General features: G+C 64.7%; 21 protein-coding genes. 10 read left to right on the top strand and 11 right to left on the bottom strand.

Annotated elements, in window-relative coordinates; genetic code table 11:
- Window positions 1–143: 143 nt before the first annotated feature.
- Window positions 144–497, top strand: coding sequence for a hypothetical protein (locus CAG22_RS17850; RefSeq protein WP_013971664.1), 354 nt, complete (start codon window positions 144–146; stop codon window positions 495–497).
- A gap of 159 nt (window positions 498–656) precedes the next feature.
- Here the strand turns inward: CAG22_RS17850 and CAG22_RS17845 are convergent, their stop codons facing one another.
- Window positions 657–1562, bottom strand: coding sequence for a LysR family transcriptional regulator (locus tag CAG22_RS17845; RefSeq protein WP_015269490.1), 906 nt, complete (start codon window positions 1560–1562; stop codon window positions 657–659).
- Between the two features lie 125 nt (window positions 1563–1687).
- On the opposite strand from CAG22_RS17845, the gene lysA reads away from it, so the two are divergent.
- Window positions 1688–2920, top strand: coding sequence for a diaminopimelate decarboxylase (gene lysA, locus CAG22_RS17840; protein WP_085705879.1), 1233 nt, complete (start codon window positions 1688–1690; stop codon window positions 2918–2920).
- Window positions 2921–3164: 244 nt separating this feature from the next.
- Complete coding sequence (locus tag CAG22_RS17835) at window positions 3165–3608, top strand: acetyltransferase (protein WP_085589288.1); 444 nt, start codon at window positions 3165–3167, stop codon at window positions 3606–3608.
- A 9-nt stretch (window positions 3609–3617) separates the two neighbouring features.
- On the opposite strand, the gene CAG22_RS17830 is transcribed toward CAG22_RS17835, so the two are convergent.
- Together CAG22_RS17830 and CAG22_RS17825 are read right to left on the bottom strand one after the other, a co-directional pair.
- Window positions 3618–4919, bottom strand: a complete 1302-nt coding sequence (locus CAG22_RS17830; RefSeq protein ID WP_085589286.1) for a cation:dicarboxylate symporter family transporter — start codon at window positions 4917–4919, stop codon at window positions 3618–3620.
- A 68-nt stretch (window positions 4920–4987) separates the two neighbouring features.
- On the bottom strand, window positions 4988–6343 hold the full coding sequence (locus CAG22_RS17825) for an adenylosuccinate lyase family protein (protein WP_085589284.1): 1356 nt from the start codon (window positions 6341–6343) through the stop codon (window positions 4988–4990).
- A gap of 118 nt (window positions 6344–6461) precedes the next feature.
- Between CAG22_RS17825 and CAG22_RS17820 the strand changes: the two genes are divergently transcribed.
- A complete protein-coding gene (locus CAG22_RS17820; protein ID WP_085589282.1) occupies window positions 6462–7199 on the top strand; it encodes a GntR family transcriptional regulator in 738 nt (245 codons plus the stop codon).
- 146 nt (window positions 7200–7345) lie between these two features.
- On the opposite strand, the gene CAG22_RS17815 is transcribed toward CAG22_RS17820, so the two are convergent.
- Complete coding sequence (locus tag CAG22_RS17815) at window positions 7346–10426, bottom strand: MexW/MexI family multidrug efflux RND transporter permease subunit (RefSeq protein ID WP_085705878.1); 3081 nt, start codon at window positions 10424–10426, stop codon at window positions 7346–7348.
- Window positions 10423–11520, bottom strand: coding sequence for an efflux RND transporter periplasmic adaptor subunit (locus tag CAG22_RS17810; RefSeq protein WP_085589278.1), 1098 nt, complete (start codon window positions 11518–11520; stop codon window positions 10423–10425). Before CAG22_RS17810 ends, CAG22_RS17815 begins: the two co-directional genes overlap by 4 nt.
- 85 nt (window positions 11521–11605) lie before the next feature.
- On the opposite strand from CAG22_RS17810, the gene soxR reads away from it, so the two are divergent.
- Entirely contained in the window at window positions 11606–12061 is a 456-nt protein-coding gene (gene soxR / locus CAG22_RS17805) for a redox-sensitive transcriptional activator SoxR (protein WP_016500816.1), read from the top strand.
- 176 nt (window positions 12062–12237) lie between these two features.
- Here soxR and CAG22_RS17795 read toward each other — a convergent pair whose 3' ends face one another.
- The 5 genes from CAG22_RS17795 to CAG22_RS17775 all read right to left on the bottom strand — a co-directional run bounded on the left by CAG22_RS17795 (window position 12238) and on the right by CAG22_RS17775 (window position 16523).
- Window positions 12238–12534, bottom strand: coding sequence for a DUF3144 domain-containing protein (locus CAG22_RS17795; RefSeq protein ID WP_015269483.1), 297 nt, complete (start codon window positions 12532–12534; stop codon window positions 12238–12240).
- Between the two features lie 85 nt (window positions 12535–12619).
- A complete protein-coding gene (locus tag CAG22_RS17790; protein ID WP_085589274.1) occupies window positions 12620–14200 on the bottom strand; it encodes an MFS transporter in 1581 nt (526 codons plus the stop codon).
- Window positions 14197–15270, bottom strand: coding sequence for an HlyD family secretion protein (locus CAG22_RS17785; protein WP_085705876.1), 1074 nt, complete (start codon window positions 15268–15270; stop codon window positions 14197–14199). The genes CAG22_RS17790 and CAG22_RS17785 overlap by 4 nt, the downstream gene beginning before the upstream one ends.
- 57 nt (window positions 15271–15327) lie before the next feature.
- Window positions 15328–15741: a cupin domain-containing protein gene (locus tag CAG22_RS17780; protein WP_085705875.1), complete on the bottom strand. Its 414-nt coding sequence runs from the start codon at window positions 15739–15741 to the stop codon at window positions 15328–15330.
- 38 nt (window positions 15742–15779) lie between these two features.
- The gene (locus tag CAG22_RS17775) at window positions 15780–16523 is read right to left on the bottom strand and encodes an SDR family oxidoreductase (RefSeq protein WP_085693059.1); all 744 of its coding nucleotides are present in this window, start codon (window positions 16521–16523) and stop codon (window positions 15780–15782) included.
- A gap of 244 nt (window positions 16524–16767) precedes the next feature.
- Here CAG22_RS17775 and CAG22_RS17770 point away from each other — a divergent pair, with 244 nt between their 5' ends.
- From CAG22_RS17770 to CAG22_RS17755, 4 genes are all read left to right on the top strand, one after another.
- The gene (locus CAG22_RS17770; RefSeq protein WP_085589266.1) at window positions 16768–18333 is read left to right on the top strand and encodes a winged helix-turn-helix domain-containing tetratricopeptide repeat protein; all 1566 of its coding nucleotides are present in this window, start codon (window positions 16768–16770) and stop codon (window positions 18331–18333) included.
- Window positions 18334–18492: 159 nt separating this feature from the next.
- Window positions 18493–19353, top strand: coding sequence for a CAP domain-containing protein (locus CAG22_RS17765; RefSeq protein ID WP_085705874.1), 861 nt, complete (start codon window positions 18493–18495; stop codon window positions 19351–19353).
- A gap of 222 nt (window positions 19354–19575) precedes the next feature.
- Window positions 19576–20358 (top strand): aldolase, encoded by a 783-nt coding sequence (locus CAG22_RS17760; RefSeq protein ID WP_085693062.1) that lies wholly within the window; start codon window positions 19576–19578, stop codon window positions 20356–20358.
- Between the two features lie 44 nt (window positions 20359–20402).
- On the top strand, window positions 20403–21296 hold the full coding sequence (locus CAG22_RS17755; protein ID WP_085705873.1) for a dihydrodipicolinate synthase family protein: 894 nt from the start codon (window positions 20403–20405) through the stop codon (window positions 21294–21296).
- Window positions 21297–21427: 131 nt separating this feature from the next.
- On the opposite strand, the gene CAG22_RS17750 is transcribed toward CAG22_RS17755, so the two are convergent.
- On the bottom strand, window positions 21428–22735 hold the full coding sequence (locus tag CAG22_RS17750; protein ID WP_085705872.1) for a DUF2235 domain-containing protein: 1308 nt from the start codon (window positions 22733–22735) through the stop codon (window positions 21428–21430).
- A 231-nt stretch (window positions 22736–22966) separates the two neighbouring features.
- Here CAG22_RS17750 and CAG22_RS17745 point away from each other — a divergent pair, with 231 nt between their 5' ends.
- Window positions 22967–23926 (top strand): MoxR family ATPase, encoded by a 960-nt coding sequence (locus CAG22_RS17745; RefSeq protein ID WP_013971644.1) that lies wholly within the window; start codon window positions 22967–22969, stop codon window positions 23924–23926.
- Window position 23927: the final 1 nt, after the last annotated feature.

Genomic DNA, 23927 nt, shown 5'->3' with positions numbered 1-23927 from the left:
GCTCGCCGAAGCTTAACGACTGATCGGTCATCAAGGCTTGCAGCGCTGCGACAATTTCGGTCAAGGGGGGGTAACTTTACGTTTATGCCTGTCGGCAAGACTGTCAGAATTCCCTTCCGTTTCCTTTGATCCGAGCCTTGTCCATGCAAATCAATACTGCCCTGCTGTTCGCCACCCCTTGCGATGACGAGGAAGACAACATGGCGACCCTGTGCTGCCACAGCGACAAGGGTCAGATGTTCCTGCTGACCCGCTACCCGGACGAAGACACCGTCGACCTGACCCTGGATGACGAGCCGTCGACGCTGGATGGCCTGAAAGTGACCCTGAGCGCCAAGCGCCTGCTGATCGAAGTGGCGGCCGGCGACCGGGATGCGCTGAAGGGGGATGAAGTGCTGGAGATCAACCTGACCAGCGAGTTGAGTGACATGGATGAAGTGAAGGAAACCCTGGAGAACATCCTGGCCGGGACCGGCACCTTCGTCTGCGAGCTGTGACGGACTGAATACCGGCGCTGCCCCTGTGGGAGCGGGCATGCCCGCGAACACCGGCACAGCCGGTGCCATCCATCGCGTCGCCTGCTTCGCGGGCTTGCCCGCTCCCACAGTGATCGCGCCAGTTTTTAGGTTTTGTGCAAGGCAGTTCCCCCACAACGATCATGCCAGCGCCTGCTGCATCTCCCGAGCCTGCACCCGCAACGCCTGGCAAAACGGCTCCACTGCCGCCGACGCCGGCCGGTGGTCCGGCCTGATCAGCATCACCTGGTACGGCACCGACACCCGCAACCGCCGGATCGGCAACCCGCCCTGCGCCGCCTCCAGCCCGCTCAGCGGGTTGATGATCGCCACCCCCAGGCCTTGCCTGACCATGGCGCACACCGAGGCAGCACTGGTGGTCTCGATGACCGTGCGGCGATTCACCCCTGCCGCGCGAAAGTGCTGGTCCAGGCGCTGCCGGTAGGTGTCCAGGCTGGCCAGGTTGATGAAGTCGACCTCGTGGAAATCGCTCAGCTCCAGCTCGGCCCTGGCCTGCAACGGGTGCCCGTCGGGCAGCACGCACACCATGTTGGCGCTGAACAGCAATTCGCCGTAGGCGCCACGCGGTATCTGTTCTACCTCGGTCAGGCCCAGGTCATGCTGCTGGGCAACCAGCGACTCCTCCAGCAACGGCGACTCCTGTGCCAAGATACTCACGCTCACGCCCCGGTGCTGCTGGTGAAAGCGCTGGCAAGCCTTGGGCAGCAAGGTCTGGGAAAACAGCGGCAGGCAGGTAATGGCCAGCCGGCCCTGCTCGAAATTGCGGATGGCCTGGGCAAAGCGGTCTATGCGCTCCAGCCCTACGTAGGCCCGCTCAACCTCCTCGATCAACAGCAGCGCCTGAGCCGTCGCCACCAGGCGGCCACCTTCGCGCTCGAACAGGTTCAGCCCGGTTACCTGCTCCAGCCGCGCCAGTTCGCGGCTGACGGTGGGCTGCGAGGTGAACAGCAGGCGCGCCGCACCGGTGACGCTGCCAGCGGCCATGATGGCGCGGAACACTTCGATATGGCGGACGGACAGTTTCACGGGCAACACCTGGCAAGTCGGCAATGGTCATATCAGATATGAATGGCTGACAGAAAAATAGCTATTTTTCTGAATTCCTGCTTTGGCTCATTCTCGTGGTCTTCCTTATATGAGTAGCGCCACCCATGACTGCACCCTTCACTCTTCTGGCCGATGCTGTCCGCCAGCACGGCTCGCCGCTGTGGGCCTACGACGCCGGCACCATCGCCGAGCGTGTCGAACAGCTGAAGGTGTTCGACACCGTGCGCTTCGCCCAGAAGGCCAACCCCAACCTGCATGTGCTGCGCCTGATGCGCGCCCACGGCCTGGTGCTGGACGCAGTGTCGCTGGGCGAAATGGAGCGGGCTTTTGCCGCGGGCGCCAGCGTGGATGGCGACCCTGCCGGCGTGGTGCTGACCTGCGACGCGCTGGACCGGCCGACCCTGGAGCGGGTGGTGGCCTCGAAGATCGAAGTCAACGCCGGTTCCATCGACATGCTGCGCCAACTGGGTGAACGCTCGCCCGGCCACCGCGTGTGGATCCGCATCAACCCCGGCTTCGGCCATGGCCACAGCCGCAAGACCAACACCGGCGGCGAGAACAGCAAGCACGGCATCTGGCACGAAGAGCTGGGTGAAGCGCTGGCCTGCGTGAAAACCCATGGCCTGCACCTGGTAGGGGTGCACATGCACATCGGCTCGGGGGTGGACTACCAGCATCTGGAGCAAGTGGCGCGCTCGATGATCGAGCTGATCGGCCGCCTGGGCGTGGACATCGAGGCGTTCTCCATTGGCGGCGGCCTTTCCACCCCGTACCGCAGCAGCGACAAGCCGGTCGACCTGCAACGCTACGCCCGGACCTGGGCCGTGGCCCGCAAGGAGATCGAAGCGATGCTGGGCCACCCCGTGCGCATGGAGATCGAGCCAGGGCGCTTCCTGGTGGCGGAATCGGGCTACCTGGTAGCCGAGGTACGCGCCGTGAAGCAGGTGGGCCGCAATACCTTCGTCATGATCGATGCCGGTTTCAACGACCTGATGCGCCCGGCGATGTACGGGGCCTACCACCGCATGACCCTGCTCGACGCCGACGGCCAGCCGGTTGACCGCCCACGGCAGCCGACCGTGGTGGCCGGGCCGCTGTGCGAGTCGGGTGATGTGTTTACCCAGGATGACCAGGAACTGACCCCGCACGACCTGCCCCAGGCGCAGGTGGGTGACCTGCTGGTGATCCACGACGCCGGGGCCTATGGCGCGTCGATGTCGTCGAACTACAACAGCCGGCCGTTGCTGCCGGAGTTCCTGATCGAGGATGGAGCGCTACGGATGATTCGCCGCAGGCAGACGGTGCAGGACCTGCTGGGCCTGGAGGCAGGCTTCTAACTATCGACGTGGATTGCAGTCGAGCCCATCGATGGCACGGGCTTCGCCCATGTTCGCGGGTAAACCCGCTCCCACAGGTACGGCGCCGGGCTCGAGGGCAGTGCCGTACTTGTGGGAGCGGGTTTACCCGCGAAAGGGCCGGCCCGGGCAACACATCAGCTGATGCCCTGCCCCACCGTCCATTGCCCCGCCCCACACAATCCGGGTACCCTTTTTTCCTCCCGGTCTCCCCAGGCATGGCTCCATGATCATTCGCCAAAGCATCGCTGCAGACCACCCGCAACTGCTCGATATCTGGCTGCGCGCCGTGCGCGCCACGCACCACTTTCTGCAAGCGTCCGACATCGACGCGCTACTGCCGCAATTGCGCGACGTCTACTTCCAGGCCGTCGAGCTCTGGGTCGCGGTTGACACCGAAGACCGCCCGCTGGGCTTCATCGGTTTCAATGGCAACCACGTGGAAATGCTCTTCGTCGCCCCCGAGCGCCATGGCCAGGGCATAGGCCGCGCGCTGCTGGACTTCGGCCGCCAGAAGCACAGCGTGATGAGCGTCGATGTCAACGAGCAGAATCCGCAGGCGGTGGGGTTCTACCGGCACTATGGTTTCATCCAGACCGGCCGTTCACCGCTGGATGGCGAAGGCCGGCCGTTCCCCTTGCTGCATATGAGCCTGCCTGCACAGGTTTGATATGCCTGCTCAGAGCGCTGCCCCGGGAGCCCGCCCCAGCACTCGCGAATACTCCTCACGCGCCGTCTGCTCGGTAAACTCCCCCGCCCACTTGGCCACCACCACTGTCGCCACGCTATTACCAATAGTGTTGCAAGTAGCCATGGCCATGGACATGAAGCGGTACACGCCAAACAGTAACGCGAGCCCTTCCACCGGCAGCACGCCGATGGCGGTCACGGTGGCGGCGAATACCACGAAACTGCCCCCCGATACTGCCGCCGCCCCCTTGGAGGTCACCAGCATGATCGCCAGAATCCCCAACTGCTGTTCCCAACCCAGCGGCACACCGTAGGCATTGGCAATGAACAGCACACACATCGACATGTAGATCGAGGTGCCATCCAGGTTGAAGGCATAACCGGTCGGCAACACCAGGCCCACGCTCTGCTTCGAGCAGCCAAAGCGCTCGAGCTTCTGAAGCAGCCGTGGCAACGCACTTTCGGACGAGGCCGTACCAAGCACGATGAAGATCTCGTCCTTGATGTACTTCAGGAAGCGCCACAGGCTGAAACCCGACAACCGGCACACGGCCCCCAGCACCACGAACAGGAAGAAGGCGATCGCCACATAGAACATCAGCACCAGGTTGGCCAGCGATATCAGCACAGCCGAACCATTGCTGCCCACCGCATAGGCTACCGAGCCGAACGCCCCCAGCGGGGCGAACTTCATGATCAGGTTGATGAACTCGAAGAAGCACTCCGATACCCGGTTCAAGCCGTCCTCGATCACCGCCCGGCGCTCATGCTTCAAGGCCAGCAGGGCGAAGCCGAACAGCACGGCGATCACCAGCACCTGCAGCAACTGGCCACCGGCGAAGGCACCGACGAAGTTGTCGGGGAAGATGCCATAGATGAAGTCCATGGTCGAACTCGGCGCATGGCCTTTGGCAACCGCAGCGCTGGCTGCCGCCGAGGCGGCACTGCTGGCGTGTGCACCATGCATGCCCGAGCCGATGCCGATCAGGTTGCCCCAGAGCAGACCCAGAGCCAGGGCAAAGGTAGACAGCAGTTCGAAGTACACCAGCGCGCGCCAGCCTACCTTGCCGACCCGTTTGATATCACCGGCCGAGGCAATGCCGTGGACCACGGTGAAGAACACCAGCGGCGCGACGGCAGTCTTGATCAGCTTGAGAAAGATGTCCCCGAGTATCTTGAACTTGGCAGCGAGTTCGGGGGCAAGGAAACCGAAGGCGATGCCCAGCAGCATCGCGGCGAGCACCTGGAAGGTCAGGTCCTTGTACAGCGGCTTTTTCGACGTGGAAACCATGGTAGCGTTCTCATTGTTCTTGTACGGGGTCTCAGGTCGGAGCCCGGGCAGGCCGGGCCCCAGGCGTATCAGCGGGCGACTGCGCCCTGGCGAGCCAGGGCCTGGTCGACCATCTGAGGTGCCAGGCCCAGGTAGTTGGCCGGGTTGCACAGCTGCTCGAGGGTTGCCAGGTCCAGGCGAGCGGCGGCCTGCCCCTGGGCCTTCAACGCTTCCAGCAGGCTTATGCCTTGGTCATTGGCCATGCGGCAGGCGGCATAGACCACGTCGTGCGCCACCTGGCGGCCCAGCGCCGGTGCCAGGCCCATCATCACCGCTTCGGCCACGATCAGGCCCTGGGTCATGTCGAGGTTCTTGCGCATGCGCTCAGTACGCACGTCCAGGCCAGCCAGCATGAAGCACGCCTGGCCCAGCGAGGCGCCGGTCAGGGCGAAGGCTTCGGGGATGGCGATCCACTCGGCCTGCCACGGGCCAGTGGAGCGCTCGAAGTCCTGGATCATGGCGTCGAGCATCAGCCCGGCCTGCTGACGCACACCCTTGGCGGCGGCGTACATCAACTCGCAGGAAATCGGGTTACGCTTCTGCGGCATGGTGCTGCTGGCGCCCCGCCCTTTGACGAACGGCTCGTAAGCTTCACCCAACTCGCTGGTCATCATCATCATGATATCCAGTGCCACCTTGCCCAAAGAGGCGCTGACCAGGCCGAGGAAGTTCAGGGTTTCGGCCAGGCCATCCCGGGCCACGTGCCAGGTAGCCTGCGGCACGCCCAGGCCCAGTTCGTCCATCAGTGCGGCCTGCACTTCCAGGCCCTTGTCACCCAGCGACGCCAGGGTACCGGCAGCACCGGCAAACTGCCCCACTTCCACTCGCGGGCGCAGCTGCGCCAAGCGCTCGGCGTGACGGTCGAACATGCTCAGCCACACCGCGCACTTGTAGCCGAAAGTGATGGGCAGCGCGTGCTGCAGGTGGGTGCGGCCGGCCATCGGCGTGTCACGGTAGCGCTGCGCCAGTTCGGCCAGCAGGCCGCGCACGGTCTGGATGTCACGCGCGACGATGGCCAGGGCTGCGCGCACCTGCAGGACCACGGCGGTGTCCATGATGTCCTGGGTGGTGGCGCCCCAATGAACGTAGCGGCCGGCCTCGCCACACAGCTTCGACAGCTGCTCGACCAGCGGCAGGATCGGATAGCCGACGATTTCGGTTTCGTGCTGCATCAATGCCAGATCCAGCGCCTCGTAGCGCGACAACTCGGCAATTTGCGCTGCGGCTTCGGCAGGGATGACGCCGCAGCGCGCTTCGGCCTTGGCCAGGGCCACTTCGACTTCGATGTAACGCTCGATCACCGATTTGTCGGAGAACACCGCGCGCATTTCGGCAGTGCCGAACATGTCACGGAACAGGGTGGAATCGAAAACGGTGGTGGACATGGGCAGGGATCCTGAAATGTTGTTTTTTGATCGTACATATTTGTTATGTACGTACATAATTCTTGCCCTGCCGCTGTTACACTGTCAACCGATGAAATTCGCGAGACAGACCAAAGGTATGAACCCGACGCGCTATACCACCGTGGCAAAGGACTTGATGGAAGGCATCGCCAGCGGCCGCTACCCGGTGGGCAGCCTGCTGCCGACCGAGTTCGAGCTGTGCGACCTGTACGATGTGAGCCGACACACGGTGCGCGCGGCGATCAACCAGTTGCTCAACCAAGGGCTGGTATCGCGGCGCAAGCGCGTGGGTACCCGGGTGGAGGCCAGCAGCCCGCGCGGTGGCTACTCGCAGTCACTGGCCAGCGTGGCGGACCTGGCGCACCTGGCGGAAACCCAGCAACGGGAAATCCAGGACGTGCGCCACTTCGTCGCCGACCTGAGCGAGGCGGCGCGGCTGGGGCTGGTTCCGGGCGAGCACTACTTCTGCGTGTCGAGCATCCGTGTCGACCGCGTGCACAACGCGGCGCCGCTGTGCTGGACCGATGTGTACGCGCAGCGCGACTATGCCGAGGTCATCGAGTTGGCCCGCGAGCACCCCGACCAGCTGATTGCGGGGCTGATCGAGCAGCACTATGGCCGGGCGATCGCGGTGGTCGACCAGCAGGTGCGGGCAGTGTTGCTGAGTGCGGAAATGGCCCGGGTGCTGAAGGCCGAGGCAGGCGCGCCGGGGCTGAAGATCATTCGCCATTACCGCGAGGAAAACGGCGACCTGATGGCGGTGTCCGAGACGGTGCACCCGGATGATCGCTTTACCCTGGTTACCCAGATGCGCCGCGACCGGTCGCCGTCCTGATCGGGCAATCGGGGCCGCTATGCGGCCCATCGCCGGCAAGCCAGCTCCCACAGAGATAGCGCATGGCTTGAGGGCAATGCGATCGAGGTGGGAGCTGGCTTGCCGGCGATGGGCTGCGCAGCAGCCCCGATGGCCCTGTTTCCTCCTCACACGCCCAACACCCGCTCAGCCTCCGCCAACTGCTGCCCCCGCACCGTGGTCACCCGATGATCGCGCGCCAGCAAGGCATAGATCGTCGGCAGCACAAACAGGGTAAACAAGGTCCCCACCAGCATCCCGCACACGATCACCACCCCCAGGCCAAAGCGGCTGTTGGCCCCGGCGCCGGTGGCGAACAGCAGCGGCAGCACGCCGAAGGTCATCGCCGCTGTGGTCATCAGCACCGGCCGCAGGCGTATCTGCGCGGCGCGGACGATGGCGGCGGCACGGTCGAGGTTGTCACGCACCTGGATCTCGTTGGCGAACTCCACCATCAGGATGCCGTGCTTGCTGATCAGGCCGATCAGGGTCACCAGGCCGATCTGCGTGTAGATGTTCAGCGTGGCCCAGCCCAGCGCCAGCGGCAGCAGCGCACCGCAGATCGACAGCGGCACGGTCACCAGGATGATCAGCGGGTCCACCAGGCTTTCGTACTGCGCGGCCAGCACCAGGTAGATCACCACCAGGGCGGCGAGAAACGCCCACATCAGGGCAAAGCCCTCTTGCACGTACTGACGCGACTCCGATTGCCAGTCATGGCTGAAGCCAGGTGGCAGTTCGGCGGCAAGCTGTTCGAGAAATGCCACGGCATTACCCATCGACACACCGGGCGCCGGGATCGCCTGCAGGGTACTGGCGTTCTGCTGGTCGAACTGCAGCAAGCGGTTGGGCGCCACTTCGATGTCCAGGTGCACCACCGTGGCCAGCGGCACCAGGCTGCCGTTTTCGGCGCGCACGTACTGGCGGTTCAGCGCCGCCGGCGTCAGGCGCTGGTCCTGGATGCTTTGCGGGATCACGTCGTAGGAGCGCCCGAACAGGGCGAAGCGGTTGAGGTACTGTTCGCCCACCAGCACGCCCAGCGACTCGCCGATGGCCTGCATGCTGATGCCCAGGCTGGCCGCCTTGGCGCGGTCGATGCGCACCTTGACCACCGGGTTGTTGTAGTCGAGGTCGCTGTCCACCACGCTGAACAGGCCGCTGCCGCGGGCACGCTGCTTGATCACCTCCATGGTCTGGTACAGCTCGGGGTAATCCTGTGCGCTGCGCAACACCATCTGCACCGGCAAACCACCGCTGGAGCCCGGCAGCGAGGCCACCTGAAAGGCGAAGATGCTGCTGCCCTCGATGTCCGCCACGGCCTGCTGCAACTGCGCCTGCACCTGCGCGGCGGAACGCTCGCGGGCCTGCCAGGCGCTGAGGTTGATGCCGCCGAAACTGGCGGCCGGGCCGTCGGTGCCGTTGATGATCCAGGTGTCGGTGGTTTCGGCGAGGGACTTCATCACCTGGTCCAGCTTCAGGGCAAAGCGCTCCACATAATCCAGGCTGGCATGCTGCGGCGACTTGATGGCCGTCAGCACCGCCGCCTGGTCCTCTGGCGGGGCCAGCTCGCGCTGCGGCAGCAGGTATAGCCAAGGCAGGCTCAGGCACACCAGAAGCGCCACACCACCACTGATCCAGCGATGCGACAGGGTGTAGGCAAGTACTCGCCCATAGGCCCCGGTCAGCAGGCCGAACAGGCGGTCGGCCATGTTGGCCATGGCGCCATGCTGCTGGCCGGGTTGCAACAACAGCGAGCTCATCACCGGCGACAGGGTGAGCGCGACGATGCCGGAAACGATCACCGCCCCCGCCAGTGTCAGGGCAAACTCACGGAACAGCGTGCCGGTCAGCCCGCCCATCAAGCCGATCGGCGCGTATACGGCGGCCAGGGTCAGGGTCATGGCGATCACCGGCCCGGCGATTTCCCGTGCCCCGGCCAGCGCCGCGGCAATCGGCGACTTGCCCTCTTCGATATGACGGTGCACGTTCTCCACCACCACGATGGCATCGTCCACCACCAGGCCGATGGCCAGCACCATCGCCAGCAAGGTCAGCAGGTTCAGGCTGAAGCCGAACAGCAGCATCAGGCCCGCCGCACCGAGCATCGACAGCGGAATGGCCACCACCGCGATCACCACGCTGCGCAGCGAACCCAGGCACAGCCAGATGACCAGCACCACGATCAGCATGGCCTCCACCAGGGTGCGCAGCACCTCGTCGATCGAGGCGTCGATGAAACGCGCGGTCTCGTAGGCCAGCGCCACCTCCACCCCGGGTGGCAGGGTCTGGCGGATCTGCGGCAGCAGCTGGCGAATACCCTCGACGATCACCAGCGGGTTGCCGGTCGGGGTGGGGAACAGCCCCAGGTGCACGGCGGGCTTGCCGTTCATGGTGGCGCTGGTCTGGGTGGCCGCCGCGCTCAGCTCGACGGTGCCGACATCGCGCAGGCGCACCAGGTCGGTGCCATCGTTGCGGATGATCAGCTCGCGGAAGTCCTCGACCCGGGTCAGATCGGTGTCCACCTGGATATCGGCCAGCACGTACTGCCCACGCACCTGCCCCGGCGTCGCCTGGTAGTTGTTGGCACGCACCGCCTGCGCCACGTCGGCGGCCGTCACCCCGCGCCCGGCCATCTGCTCGCTGTCCAGCCACAGGCGCATGGCCAGGCGCTGCCCGCCGAACGACTGCACCTTGGCCACACCGTCGATGCCGGAGAACTGCGGTTCCACCACCCGCGACAGGTAATCGCTCAGCTCGGGTATCGACAAGGTTTCGCTGGCAAAGCCCACGTAGGCCACCGCCGTGGAGTCACCTGCCGACAGCTCCACCACCGGGTCATAGGCCTTTTCCGGCAGGCGATAGCGCACCTGGTTGACCTTGGCCATGGTCTCGGCAAGCGCCTGGGTCGAATCGCGGTTGAGCACCATGCGCAAGGTGATCAGGCTGCGCCCCTGCTGCGACGACGAGGACAGGTAGTCGATGCCCTCGACCGACGACACCGCCTGGGTGATCGGCTGGGTCACGAAGCCTTGCATCAGCTCGGCAGAGGCGCCCGGGTACTCGGTGCTGATGGTGATGGTGGAGGTTTCCAGCAGCGGGTACTGGCGGATCGGCAGCTTGCCCATGGCAAACAGCCCCAGCAGGATGATCAGGCTGCTGACCACCAGCGCCAGCACCGGGCGGCGGACAAAGAGGTCGGTGAACTTCACGATTGCCGCCCTCCCTGGCTGGCTTGCAGGCTGTCCTGCGCCACAGGCTCGACCGGCATGCCGTCGCTCAGTTTCAACTGGCCGGAAACCACCACCTGGTCACCGGGCGCCAGGCCTGAGGTGATCTCCACCCGCCCCTGCCAGCGCTCACCGGTAGTCACCCGCACCCGGCTGACCCGGGTGCCCTGTTCAGGGTCCCGGGTAGCGACGAACACCGTCTGCCCGTAGGCGGTGTAGGTGATCGCGGTTTCCGGCACGGCCAGCACGCTTGACGGCTGCGCGGCATCCAGGCGCACGCCGGCGTACATGCCCGGCTGCAACTGCCCGCCCGGGTTCGGCAAGGCCGCCTGCACCTGCACCAGGCGCGCCTTGCTCACCACCGGGTCCACCGCGACCACCCGGGCCTGAAAGTCCTGCCCGCGCACCGCATCCACCGTCAGCGCCAGCAGTTGCCCCACGTGCACTTCGGGGGCGGCTTGTTCGCCCAGGGAAAAATTGACGTGCAGCTGGCTGATGTCGGCCAGGCTGGCGATGGTCTCACCGGCGCTCAGGTACTGGCCCTGATGCACCCGGCGAATGCCGAGCTTGCCGGCAAACGGCGCGCGTATCGCCTTCTGCGCGATCAGCGCCTCGACATGCTGCAACTCACCGCTGGCCACGTCCACGGCGGTGGCCGCATTGTCGAGCAGCTCCTGTGACACAGCGTTCACCGCGCGCAGCTTGCGGCTGCGCTGCAGCACCACTTCGGCATTGCGCAGCCTGGCGCGCAACTGCACGCGCAGGGCCTGCTCCGGGGCATCGTTCAGCTGTACCAGCAATTGCCCTGCACTCACCCATTGCCCCGACTCGAAGGCGATGCGGGTGATGCGCCCCGCCGTCTCGGCCGCCACCTGTACCTGGTTGACCGCCTCCAGCTCCCCCGAGGCAAAGTTCTGCCGTGCCAGCTGCACTTGCTCGGCCGTGGCCAGCGCCACCTTGGTCGCCGGCCATGCCGCCGCAGCCGGCGGCGCCGAGCCACTGCCGACCAATGCATAGGCAGCGGCCAGCACACCTGCAACAGCGCCAGCCCAGGCCAGTAACGTCCTTTTGTTCATGCAGTGCTCCGATCATCAGGGAAAGCGGTTGCGGGGAAGATCGGGCAGGACTATAAGAGCTCGAGTTAACTTGAGGTCAACAGGCATGGCAGCGGACAACACACGGATGCTAACGGTAGGGGAAGTGGCCAAACGCAGCGGCGTGGCGGTTTCTGCGCTGCACTTCTACGAGACCAAGGGGCTGATCGCCAGCGTCCGTACGGCGGGTAACCAGCGCCGCTATCCTTCACTGGTTCTGCGCACGCTGGCCATCATCAAGGTGGCGCAGCGCACGGGTATTCCGCTTGAGGAGATCAAGCAGGCTTTCAGCCGCTATGCGCCCAACAGCAAGCTCACGGCAGCGCAATGGGGCGAGATGTCGACCGCCTGGCGCGAAGACCTGAACGCCCGCATTCGTACTCTGGAAGCGTTGCGCGACAGCCTGGACAACTGCATTGGTTGCGGCTGCCTGTCGCTGGAAGATTGCCCACTGCGCAACCCCGAGGATGTGCTGGGCAAGGAAGGTACCGGGGCGCGGATTCTGGAGAAAAAGGCCCGATAGCCCGTCACCGGGTTTATCCCCACATCGCGTACCGCTGTAGGAGCGGCCTTGTGTCGCGAACGGGCTGCAGAGCAGCCCCAGCAATTTGTGCATTTCGGCTGAGGTCCTGGGGCTGCTCCGCAGCCCGTTCGCGACACAAGGCCGCTCCTACAAGGGGACCGCCTGCCCCATAGGGTTCAGTCGCCTTTGCCCAACACATACCGGTCAAAATGCTCGATGTGCTCGTCCAGGTTGTCCTCGAGCATCATCCGGTACTGCTCGCAGAAATACTTCAACAGCTCCTCCCGCGCGGCAGCCAGTTCGGCACTGGTCTTGAAACTGCGGGCACTCATCCAGGCATTGAAGCGCGAGGCGCCGAAGGTCAGTGAGGCACTGACCTTGCCCAGGTCTTCGATTTTCTCGATCTGCTGGTTCGCCAGTTCGATATGCGCATCCGCGCGGTCGTAAAAAGCCTGATCGGTAGCTTGTGTCATTGCGGTTTACCTTGTTGCTGCATTCAAATTAGGCACAGCGCCGTTTTACAGCGAAAGCTCACGATGTGAAACCGGCAATTCGCCTTCATGAGAGCCCGGCGTCCTGTTTCCCGGCCATGCGCGCCAACATCAATTTGATGCACACCAGCAGCGGCGCTGCCACGGCAAACAGCAACGCCACAGCCATGAACGCCGTATCGAAGGCGATCACCGCCCCTTGCCCCGTCACTGCCTGCGACAACAGGCTCATGGCCACTCGTCCAGCAGCCGGCGGGTCAATACCCTCAAGCCGCAACATCGACGTCACCGAATCAAGCCGTTCATTCACCGCCGTCGCGCCTGTGCTCACATGCGCACCAAGCGTCTGGGCATTGAGCACGCCATGCTGGTCGAGCAGCGTCTGCAACCCTGCCACCCCCAAAAGCCCACCCACCTGCCGCCCGGTATTGAAAAGGCCGATACCACTGGCCAGGCTGTGCCGGCCCAGCCTGCCAAAGGCAATCAGAGTCAGCGACAGAAACAGCAACCCCAGCCCGGCACCGCGCAGCATGACCGCGGCCATCATGTCGTGCATGCCACTCTCGCGGGTCGAGCCCGAAAGCATCCACATCGCCGCCATGATTGCCAGGATGCCAAACGGCACAGTGGTAAAAGGCGCGATACCACGCACCTGGATCAGGTACGCCACCCCCAGCAGCACGGCGATGAACACCACGCCACTGGGTAGAAGCAAAAGGCCGGCGTCGGTGGCAGTGAAACCCAGCACGGACAAGGCAAAAGCCGGTATCACAAAGGCGCTGCCGAACAATGCCGCGCCAGCAACGAAGCTGACAATGAAGGCGAAGGTGAAATCACTCGACCGGAACAGACTGAAGTCCAGCAACCCCTGCCCATTACCCGTCAGTTGCCGGCCAAGCAGCAGCAATAACGCCGCGACACCGACCACCCCCGCCCAGCGCAGGTGTGCTGCCTCGAACCAATCCCAGCGGCTGCCCTGGGTCAGGAGGTAGGTCAGGCACAGCAACGCGGTGGCCGCCAGTACCCAGCCCAGCCAATCGAAGCAGCGCCGGCCTGGCAGGCCATGGGCAGGCAGCTCGACCAGCAGCAACAGGCCGGTCGCCGCCAAGGTCAGCGGCGCAACGCTGAGAAATATCCAGGTCCAATCCTGGCTATCGATCAACCACCCCTGCATCGACGGCGTAAGTGCCGCTGGCGCGACCACCGCGCCAATGGCGAACAAGCCTTGCAAGACCGGCTGCTGCCGCCGCGGGCAGACAAGAAAGATCAGTGTCTGCCCCGCCACCAGCAATACACCGCCTGCCAGGCCTTGGCAGGCGCGCAAGGCCACCAGTAGCTCGATGCTCACCAATTGCGCCGCACCGACACAGGCCAACCCCATGGCCAGGGTCGCACCGATGATCACCGTGCGCGGTGGCAGCCTGCCCAGCAGCCAGGGCGCGAACAGGAACCCTGCCAATTTGCAGGCGGTGTAAGCAACGTCCAGCCAGGCGAATTCATCCGGCGTGGCATGGGTATCACCCATGATGTCGTTGCGCCCTATTGCCAGCACGCTGCTGGCGATGGCGTCGGTGAGCGCAGCCAGTACGATGCCAGCCACCAGCAGCCACCCTTCGAGCCACCTGACGCCCACCTTCCGGGTGCTCACGAGCCACCTCCGACCTCGATCCGCACTCGCGCCGACAGCCCCGGCACGATGCGCCCGGGCAATGGGTTGTGGGCCAGGCGAATCTTCACCGGCACCCGCTGCACTACACGCACGAAATTGCCCGTTGCGTTGTCCGGCGGCAACAGGCTGAACGCCGCGCCGCTGCCAGGTGCGAAGCTGTCTACCACGCCTTCGAGGCTGTCCTGCGGGTAGCCATCCAGGGTGACCCGTGCCCGCTGCCCAGGCTGGATTTGCTCCAGTTGGGTTTCCTTGAAGTTGGCCACAATCCACACCCCGTCGACCGGGACCAGGTCGAGCAAGGCACCACCCGGCGTAACGAATCGTCCGACCCGTACCTGGCGATTACCAATCACGCCGGCAACCGGCGCCCGCACCACGGTATGCTCAAGATCGATCAGCGCCAGGTCGCGCGCGGCCCTGGCCTGGGCGATAGCCGCCACGGCCGCCTCACGCTGGGCATCCAGCACGGCGATACGTTGACGCTGAGCATCGAGTGTCGCCGCCGCAGCCATCAGCGCGGCCTCGGCGCTGCTGCGGGCGGCGTCGGTCTGATCGACCAAGGCCTGGCTGATTGCACTGTACTGAATCAGCTTGCGGCTGCGCTCGTGGGTTTTGCTGGCCAGCTGCCGCTCGGCCTGGGCCGACTGGCGCTGCGCCTCCGCCTGGCGGACCTGCGCCTGCTGCAGGCGTGTCTGGGCGTCGACATCGCTCAGGCGCGCCTCGGCAGCCTTCAGGTTGGCCTCCGCCTGGGCCAGGTGCGCGCGGTAGTCGCGGTCATCGATACGGAACAACACGTCACCGGCCCTGACCTGCTGATTGTCCCCGACCTCCACCGCCGTCACGTAACCCGACACTTTGGCCGCCAGCGACGTGACATCACCACGCACATAGGCGTTGTCGGTAAAGGCGGCGTCAGCAGAGCGCAACGTCAGCCAGCCCACAGCCAGCACCAGTATGGCTGCCATGCACAGTACGACGCCCACTATCTTCATCCGCGCCGGCTTTAGCATCACCGCCGCGCGGGCCTGCTCAGGTTCATGTGTGTTCATGATGCGTTGTCCTGTATTCGGCCCTGGTGGCATGGCACTGCCAACAGGGCCGAAGGCCTACTTCTCGCTCGGCGTGACCAGTACCGTCTCATTGCTGTCGAGCACGAATACCGCCATCAGCTTGGCAGGCTTGCTGTCGCTGGCGTTGGCACTGACGCCATGGAAAGCGCCCGGTGCCTCGTACCAGTTTTCGCCAGGCTTGTAGACCTTGGCTGGCTCGCCATTGACGCTGCTGCGCACTTCGCCTTCCAGCACCGTGGCGTAGATGAATGCGGATTTCGGGTGCCGATGCGCGGGCGACGCGGCGCCCGGGGCGTAGTCGACGATCACTCCGCGCATGCTTTTGCCTGGCACGTTGGGCAGTGGTCTGTCGAAGACCACGGTGACTTTGCTGACCGGGCGCTCGGCGGCGATAACCGGGGTCATGGCCAGCATGGTGAACGCGGCGGCCAGTAGGGGGCGGCTGAACATGGTGATGCTCCTTCGGTTCGGGATAGGGGTTGAATCGCTCATTGGCGAGCCAGCCAGTCTTCGAAACGGGTGTTGCCAAGCCGCGCGCCACTTGCGGGAGTCAGCGACTTGTCATCGAGTTCGGCACCGAAATATCGGGCATGCACATCCGCCACCACCTTGCGTGTATCTCCACGCAGGCGCAGGAAGCGGCGCACCAGTTCATCCAGTGGCGCGGCCTCTGGCCCGGCAACCTCCAGCATGCCGAGCGCTGGTGGCGCCAACGCCACATCGATCAGCGCCGCCACCACGTCATCCGAGGCCAAAGGCTGGAACAGCGCCGGCGACAGGCGAATCTCCTCTCCCACCGTCCCTGCCTGGGCAATACCTTCGACGAACTCGAAGAACTGCGTGGCGCGCAGAATGGTGTACGGCAGTGCGGACTGCCTGATCAGCGCCTCCTGGGCGACCTTGGCCCGGAAGTAGCCATTTTCCGGCAACCGCTCGCTACCCACGATAGACAACGCGACATGATGCTTGACCCCTGCAGCCTTCTCGGCTGCCAGCAGGTTGCGGGTGGACGTCTCGAAAAAATCGAGCACCGCCTGGTCCTCCCAGGACGGGGCATTCGCCACATCCACTACCACATCCGCACCGTTCATCGCCTCTGCCAGGCCCTCGCGGGTGATGCTGTTCACCCCCGTGCTCGGCGCTGCCGCGACGGCATCGTGGCCGCGCTCGCGCAGGCCGCCGACAAGCTTCGAACCAATGAGGCCAGTGCCTCCGATCACCACGATTTTCATTGGGGCTGTCTCCACGTTCACGACTGCAACCATTGCCGTCGTGGTGGTTCAAGCATGCGCCGCCGGCCTGTGCAGAGTCCTTGCGTACCGGCTGGATTTGCCTCCAGGCTTGCTTGAAATTCCGTCCAAACTGTTCAATCCACGCCCTGGCATGTGCAGCCAGCTTTGCGCTGCCGTATCATCGGCCCATACCAGTGAACAGTCGCCTCGGACACGAAGCCTAGGGCGTGCGAGGGGATGCCACGTGCCATTCGAGTTTGACGACTATGTGCTCGACGAACAGCGCAGGGAGCTGACCCTGTGCGGGAAGGCCGTGGCCATCGGCCCGCAGGTGTTCGACCTGCTGTTGCAACTGGTCAGTCACCACGACCGTGTGCTGGGGCGTGACGAGTTGTTGGCACGCGTGTGGAACGGCAAGATCGTCTCCGAGTCGACCATCACCAGCCATATCAATGCCGTGCGCAAAGCCATCGGCGATTCCGGTGAGGAGCAGCGGCTGGTACGCACGGTAGCGCGCAAGGGCTACCGCTTCGTAGGCCTGGTCCGCGAGCCCTCCAGCAGCGCAACGCAGGCCCCATCCGAATTTGCTCCCGTCGCCTGCGGGCCTGCCCTGCCAGATAAACCATCGATCACCGTGCTGCCCTTCCAGAACCTCAGCGGTGACCCTGAGCAGGACTATTTCGCCGACGGGATGGTCGAGGACATCATCGCCGCCCTGTCCCGCATTCGCTGGCTGTTCGTCATCGCCCGCAACTCGAGCTTCACCTTCAAAGGCCAGCGCATCGATGTGCAGCAGGTTGGCCAGGCACTGGGCGTGCGCTATGTGCTCGAAGGCAGCGTGCGCAAGGCTGGCAAGCGGCTACGCATTACCGGCCAGCTGATCGACGCCACCAGCGGCGAGCATCTGTGGGCCGAGCGTTTCGAGGGGCGGCTCGACGATCTGTTCGAGTTGCAGGACCAGGTGACCGAAAGCGTGGTGGGCGCCATCGCCCCGCAGCTGGAACGGGCGGAGATCGAACGGGCCAAGCGCAAGCCCACCGACAACCTGTGCGCCTACGATTACTACCTGCGCGGCACGGCCAAGCTGCATAACGGCACGCGCGACGCCATCGCCCAGGCTCTACCGCTGTACTACCACGCCATCGAACTGGACCCTGAGTTCGCTTCGGCCTATGGCATGGCGGCGTGGTGCTACTTCTGGCGCAAGCTCAATGGCTGGATGGATGATCGCGCCCAGGAAATTACCGAGGGTGCCCGGCTTGCGCGCCTGGCAGTGGAGCTGGGGCGTGACGATGCCGTGGCGCTAACCCGCGGCGGCCATGCCCTGGGGCACCTGACGGGTGACCTGGACGGCGCGATAGCGCTGCTTGACCGGGCGCGCCTGCTCAATTCCAACCTGGCGCCGGCCTGGTATCTGGGCGGAATACTCAGGGCGTTACGCGGCGAGACACAGACCGCCATCGACAATCTCAAGCACGCCACACGGCTGAGCCCACTGGACCCGGAGATGTTTCGCATGCAGGTGGGCATGGCGTTGGCGCATTTCTTTGCCGGCCGGCTGGATGAGGCTGTGGAGTGGGCGGAAAAGTCGCTGGGGAATCTGCCCAGCCTGCTGGCGGCGGTGGCCCTGCTAGCGGCCAGCCACGCACTGAGCGGGCGGATGGACAGCGCGCACCGGGCGATGGAGCGCTTGCGAGCACAAGACCCAGGCTTGCGGGTGTCAACCTTGCGCCAGTGGCTGCCGATTTACCGCGATGAGGATCTGGCCCGATTTGCCGAAGGGTTGAGTTTGGCGGGGTTACCGGCTTGATCGGGGGGCATGAAACCTTGGCCTGGATTGCCTTCGTTGGAGTACCGAAACTCCAACTACAAATTTGTACCCCCCTAGTGAACCTGAATTGAGGCGCACAGTCTTAGCCGAGCCCTTAATTCGGCCTTGCCGCCGTCATTCACCAGAGCCACTAACCCCATGCGCCAAGCAGTCCGTCGCTCCCCCTTTGTCTCGCTCTGCTTCATTCCTTTTCTTCCCCTGTTCGCCAACCCCGCCCATGCCAGCGGGGAAAGGCAACTCGTGGCAGCCATCAACGACTATCGCACCCAGCCACAACGCTGCGAGCGGCGCATTGTCCGGGGCTCGACACCGCTGGTGCTGAAACCGAAACTGGCGTTGCCGGTCGGCTACGGCGGGGGGTTGCGGGAAGGATTGAAGGCTGCGGGTTATCAGGCGGTGAAGGTGCGGGCCATCCGCCTGGTCGGCGCGCGAGATGCCGAGGAGGCCTTTGACATGCTCCGCAGCGACTACTGCACGGCCCTGCTCGATAGCCAATATGCCGATATCGGCATCAGTCGCTCCCGCAACGAGTGGCGGGTGCTGCTGGCTCGGCCCCTGCTCGATGCCCAGCTTGGCGATGGGCGATCGGCAAGCAACGCGTTGCTGGCACAGGTAAACGCTGCACGGGCGAAGTCGCGCCTGTGTGGTCGCAAGCGCTTTGCCGCTGCACGCCCACTGACCTGGAACACCGCCCTGGGAACGGCGGCGCAGCGCCACAGCCGGGCGATGGCCAACGACAATTTCTTCGCGCACCGCGACCTCGACGGTGATCTACCCGCGGATCGGGCATGGGATGCCGGCTACCGTGGGCGACAGATCGGCGAGAACATTGCCGCAGGCCAAGGCTCGCCGAGCAAGGCGATGGCAGGCTGGCTGGCCAGCCCCGGGCATTGCGCCAACCTGATGAACCCGATGTTTACCCAGGTGGGTGCGGCCTATGCCGAGAACTCGCGTAGCGATAACGGCGTTTACTGGACGATGCTGTTCGGCGCGCCTTGAAGGGCACGTGCCAGCCCTGTGACCAGGGCTGGCCTGCCGATCGTTGCCTGCACCACCTCTGACAACCCCGCCATACCTCCCCCCGCGCAGTCTCAGATGACTGGCGCTGGCGATGACACATCGCTTGCATATGACACTTCGTGTCATTAATATCGCGATTGTGTCCTGACGGCGTCCTCGCCGATCAGCAATCCATCGCCCTTCCCCATGCAGGTACCGCCCATGACGACCACCATGCAGACCCCCAAGGACCAACTCGTCAAACTCGCCCAGCAGCAGATGCTGACGGCGCTGGCCGACAACACCTACACCTCTCGACAAAAACTCGCCCTCACCTGCCGCATCCTGTTCGACGGCGGCCACGATTCGGGCCTCGCCGGGCAGATCACCGCCCGCGCCGAGCAGCCTGGCACCTACTACACGCAACAACTCGGCCTGGGCTTCGACGAGATCGCCGCTTCCAACCTGCTGGTGGTCGACGAAGACCTCACCGTGCTGCAAGGCGGCGGCATGGCCAACCCGGCCAACCGCTTCCATAGCTGGCTGTACCGCGCACGCCCCGACGTCAACTGCATCATCCACACCCACCCACTGCACAGCGCCGCCCTGTCGATGCTTGAAGTGCCACTGGCCATCTCGCACATGGACCTGTGCCCGCTGTTCGACGACTGCGCGTTCCTCAAGGAATGGCCTGGCGTACCGGTGGGCAACGAAGAAGGTGAAATCATCTCCAGGGCGATCGGCGACAAGCGCGCGATCCTGCTTTCCCACCACGGTTTGCTGATCGCCGGCCGCTCGATCGAGGAAGCCTGCGTCCTTGCCATGCTGTTCGAGCGCGCGGCAAAGATGCAGCTGCTGGCCATGGGCGCCGGTGAAATTCGCCCCATCCCGGATGCCCTGGGCAAGGAAGCCCACGACTGGATCTCCACCCCCAAACGTCATGGTGCCGCGTTCAGCTACTACGCGCGCCGTGCCTTGCGTGCCCATGGCGACTGCCTGGGCTGACTGAAGCTGTACTCTTTCCCCAACAACGGCAGAGGTGCCTGGTTATGTCTACACCTGTAATTCGCGGCGTTATCGGCTACACCATCACTCCCTTCACGGCAGACGGCGCGCTCGACCTGGATGCCTTGGGCCTGTCCATCGACCGCCTGATCGCCGACGGCGTACACGCCATCGCACCACTGGGCAGCACCGGCGAAGGCGCCTACCTGTCCGACAGCGAATGGGAAACGGTGGTGCGCTTCAGCCTGGCACGCATTGCCGGCCGCGTGCCCAGCGTGGTCAGCGTCTCCGACCTGACTACCGCACGCACCGTGCAGCGCGCCCGCCTGGCACAGGCCTGCGGCGCCACGGCGGTGATGGTGCTGCCCATCTCCTACTGGAAGCTCACCGAAGCCGAAGTGGTCGCCCACTACAAGGCGGTGGGCGCGGCCATCGACATTCCGATCATGCTCTACAACAACCCGGGCACCAGCGGCACCGACCTGTCGGTGGAGCTGATCCTGCGCATCCTCGGCGAAGTGCCCAATGTGACCATGGTCAAGGAAAGCACCGGCGACATCCAGCGCATGCACCGCCTGTTCAAGGCCACCGATGGCCAGGTGGCCTTCTACAACGGTTGCAACCCGCTCACCCTGGAAGCCCTGGTGGCCGGCGCCACCGGCTGGTGCACCGCCGCGCCCAACCTGATCCCGGCGCTGAACCTGGCGCTGTGGGACGCGGTGCAGCAAGGCGACCTGGCTGAAGCTCGCGCGCTGTTCTACCGCCAGTACGAACTGCTGGAATACATCACCCGCCGTGGCCTGCCTACCACCATCAAGGCCGGCTTGAAGATGCTCGGCCAGGATGTCGGCGCTCCACGCCTGCCCCTGCAGCCACTGGATGCGCAAGGCAGCGCCTACCTGAAGAGCCTGCTGGACGCCCTGGGCGCGGCTGACTGACCCAACGCAGCCGCAAGACCGCTCCCACAGGTATCGCGCCGCTGTCAGGGTTGACGCAGGACCCGTGGGAGCGGGTTCACCCGCGAACACCGGCGCAGCCGGTGCCATGCAAACCCACTCCCACAGACGACTCAAGCGACCGGGTTGGCATGCATCACCCGCCCTGCTGCCCCCGGCCGATCGACGAACAGCACATCCAGCACACTGTTACGCAACCCCTTCAACGCATTCCAGTTCGCCGACGCATGCACATACCTGTCGCGCAACAAACGCAGCTCATCCTCGGTCAACCCAGGCTGTTCACACTCACCCAAGGCAAACCCGTGCAACTTGCGGCTGATGCCCAGCAACTCCTCCGGCAACCGATGCTCAGCCTGCCCACCCAACGGCGCAAACGGTACACCCGCCCGCACCGCCAATTCACGCATGATGCTCAGGTACACCCGGGAAAGCTGCCCCGCCACTTCCCGCTCGCGGTACACCGCCGCATAAACCTGCTTTTGCGCCTCGCTAGGCAGGCCACCGGCAATCGGCTCCTCCCAGGCCAGCACACGCGGCCTGGGCGCGCCCATTTCACCAAACGACGACGCCAGCAACGCACTGACTGTTGCATGCACACGCGTGTGCTCGACGCGCATTCTCAGCGGCACCCGCTGAGAATGCGGTTTGCACAGCAGCACCTGCTCCTGCGTGGTATCCGGGTAACCACCGCCAATGTTCGAGTGCACGCCCGGCAACACGATGTCATGGCCACTGCACACCAGCGGGAAGTTGTGCCGCTGCTCGTCACCCGCCACCAGCTGCACCATTTGCCGGGCAATGCCCGCACCCAGGCCCAGGCGCAAGCCACCATGGCGGTCGTCGGCAGGATCGAAGTCGCCCTGCAGCGGCGCGATAATCGCAGCAACCGTGTCGAACAGGCCGATGAAATTGATGACGATGCCGCAGGACACCGCCAACAGACTGCCGCCGCCATCATGCAGCAGGTTGGCCAGATGACGCACAGCCGCAGCGCCGCGGCTGAAACCGAACAAGTCGAACTCGACCCGCTCGAGCCTTGCCTTTGGGTGCGCCTGGCACCAGTCCCGCAATTGCCCGGCAATCCCCGCCAAGGCCTCGGTGACACGCGCCTCGGCCCCTCTACGCCCACACCCGGTGGCCGAGGCATAGGCATGATCCGCCTCCCCCGCCAGGGTGCCCACGCCCTCGACATAGCGCTTCAGAAACGCCACGGTCCCGTCAGCATTGGCCCCCTGCACCGGATACAGCGCATGCAACAGGGCCACGTTGCTCAAGGCATTGGCATAACTGCCCCCTTTACCCACCGGTGCATCCACCGGCATCACATTGTTCAGGTTGTTACCGGTGCCATCGAAGAACACGCCAAAACGCAGAGTGACCGGCGTGATGCGTGCAGTGCTACAGCTGTTCAGGTCCATTGTCCTGCCTCCTGCTTGTACAAAAAGCACAAGCAGGCGTCAGCACACCGCCGCGGAACATCAGCCAATGGCCAGCCATATGCAGGACATTTCCGGACCTGCATGGCCCCCGGCAAGGATAAATTTCCCTGCCGCCATTGGTCGCCACCCCCCCGGATGGATTAAAGTATCACCCCTTGCCAGGGCTGCTGCTTCCAGCCGCCTGCGGCCCCATACCAGGAACCGTCACCGATGGAACACCGTGAAGCGCTGATCGCGCTGCGCACCTTTCTTTCTTCCCAGATCCTAGGCCAGGAGAAACTGGTCGAGCGGCTGTTGATCGTGCTCCTGGCCGACGGCCACATGCTGGTCGAAGGCGCGCCGGGTCTGGCCAAGACCAAGGCCATCAAAGAGCTCGCCGAAGGCATCGAGGCGCAGTTCCATCGCATCCAGTTCACCCCCGACCTGCTCCCGGCCGACATCACCGGCACCGAAATCTACCGCCCGGAAACCGGCAGCTTCGTGTTCCAGCAGGGGCCGATCTTCCACAACCTGGTGCTGGCCGACGAAATCAACCGCGCCCCGGCCAAGGTGCAGTCCGCACTGCTCGAGGCCATGGCCGAACGCCAGGTCAGCGTGGGCCGCAGCACCTACGACCTGTCGCCGCTGTTCCTGGTGATGGCAACGCAGAACCCGATCGAGCAGGAAGGCACCTACCCGCTGCCCGAAGCCCAGCTCGACCGCTTCCTGATGCACGTGAAAATCGGCTTCCCCGACGCTGCGGTAGAGCGGCGCATCCTGTTACAGGCCCGTGGTGAAGCCCTGGGCGGCGAGACCAAGCCCGAGCGCCGCGTCAGCCAGCAGGCGATCTTCGCCGCCCGCAAGGAAATCCTCGGCCTGTACATGGCCGACGCGGTGGAGGAATACCTGGTGCAACTGGTGATGGCCACCCGCACCCCAGCCAAGTTCGACGCCGAACTGGCCGACTGGATCGCCTACGGCGCCAGCCCGCGTGGTTCCATTTCGCTGGACCGCTGCGCGCGCGCCCACGCCTGGCTGGCCGGGCGCGATTTCGTCAGCCCCGAAGACATCCAGGCGGTGCTGTTCGACGTACTGCGCCACCGCATCATCCTCTCGTTCGAGGCCGAGGCGGCAGGGATCGACCAGGACCGCGTGGTCCAGCGCATCCTCGACGTCGTCGCCGTTGCCTGAG

This window comes from Pseudomonas sp. B8(2017) (assembly GCF_002113575.1).
Classification (GTDB): domain Bacteria; phylum Pseudomonadota; class Gammaproteobacteria; order Pseudomonadales; family Pseudomonadaceae; genus Aquipseudomonas; species Aquipseudomonas putida_Z.
The sequence above is the reverse complement of the archived record's forward strand: the minus strand, read 5'-3'. Positions and strand labels throughout refer to the sequence as shown.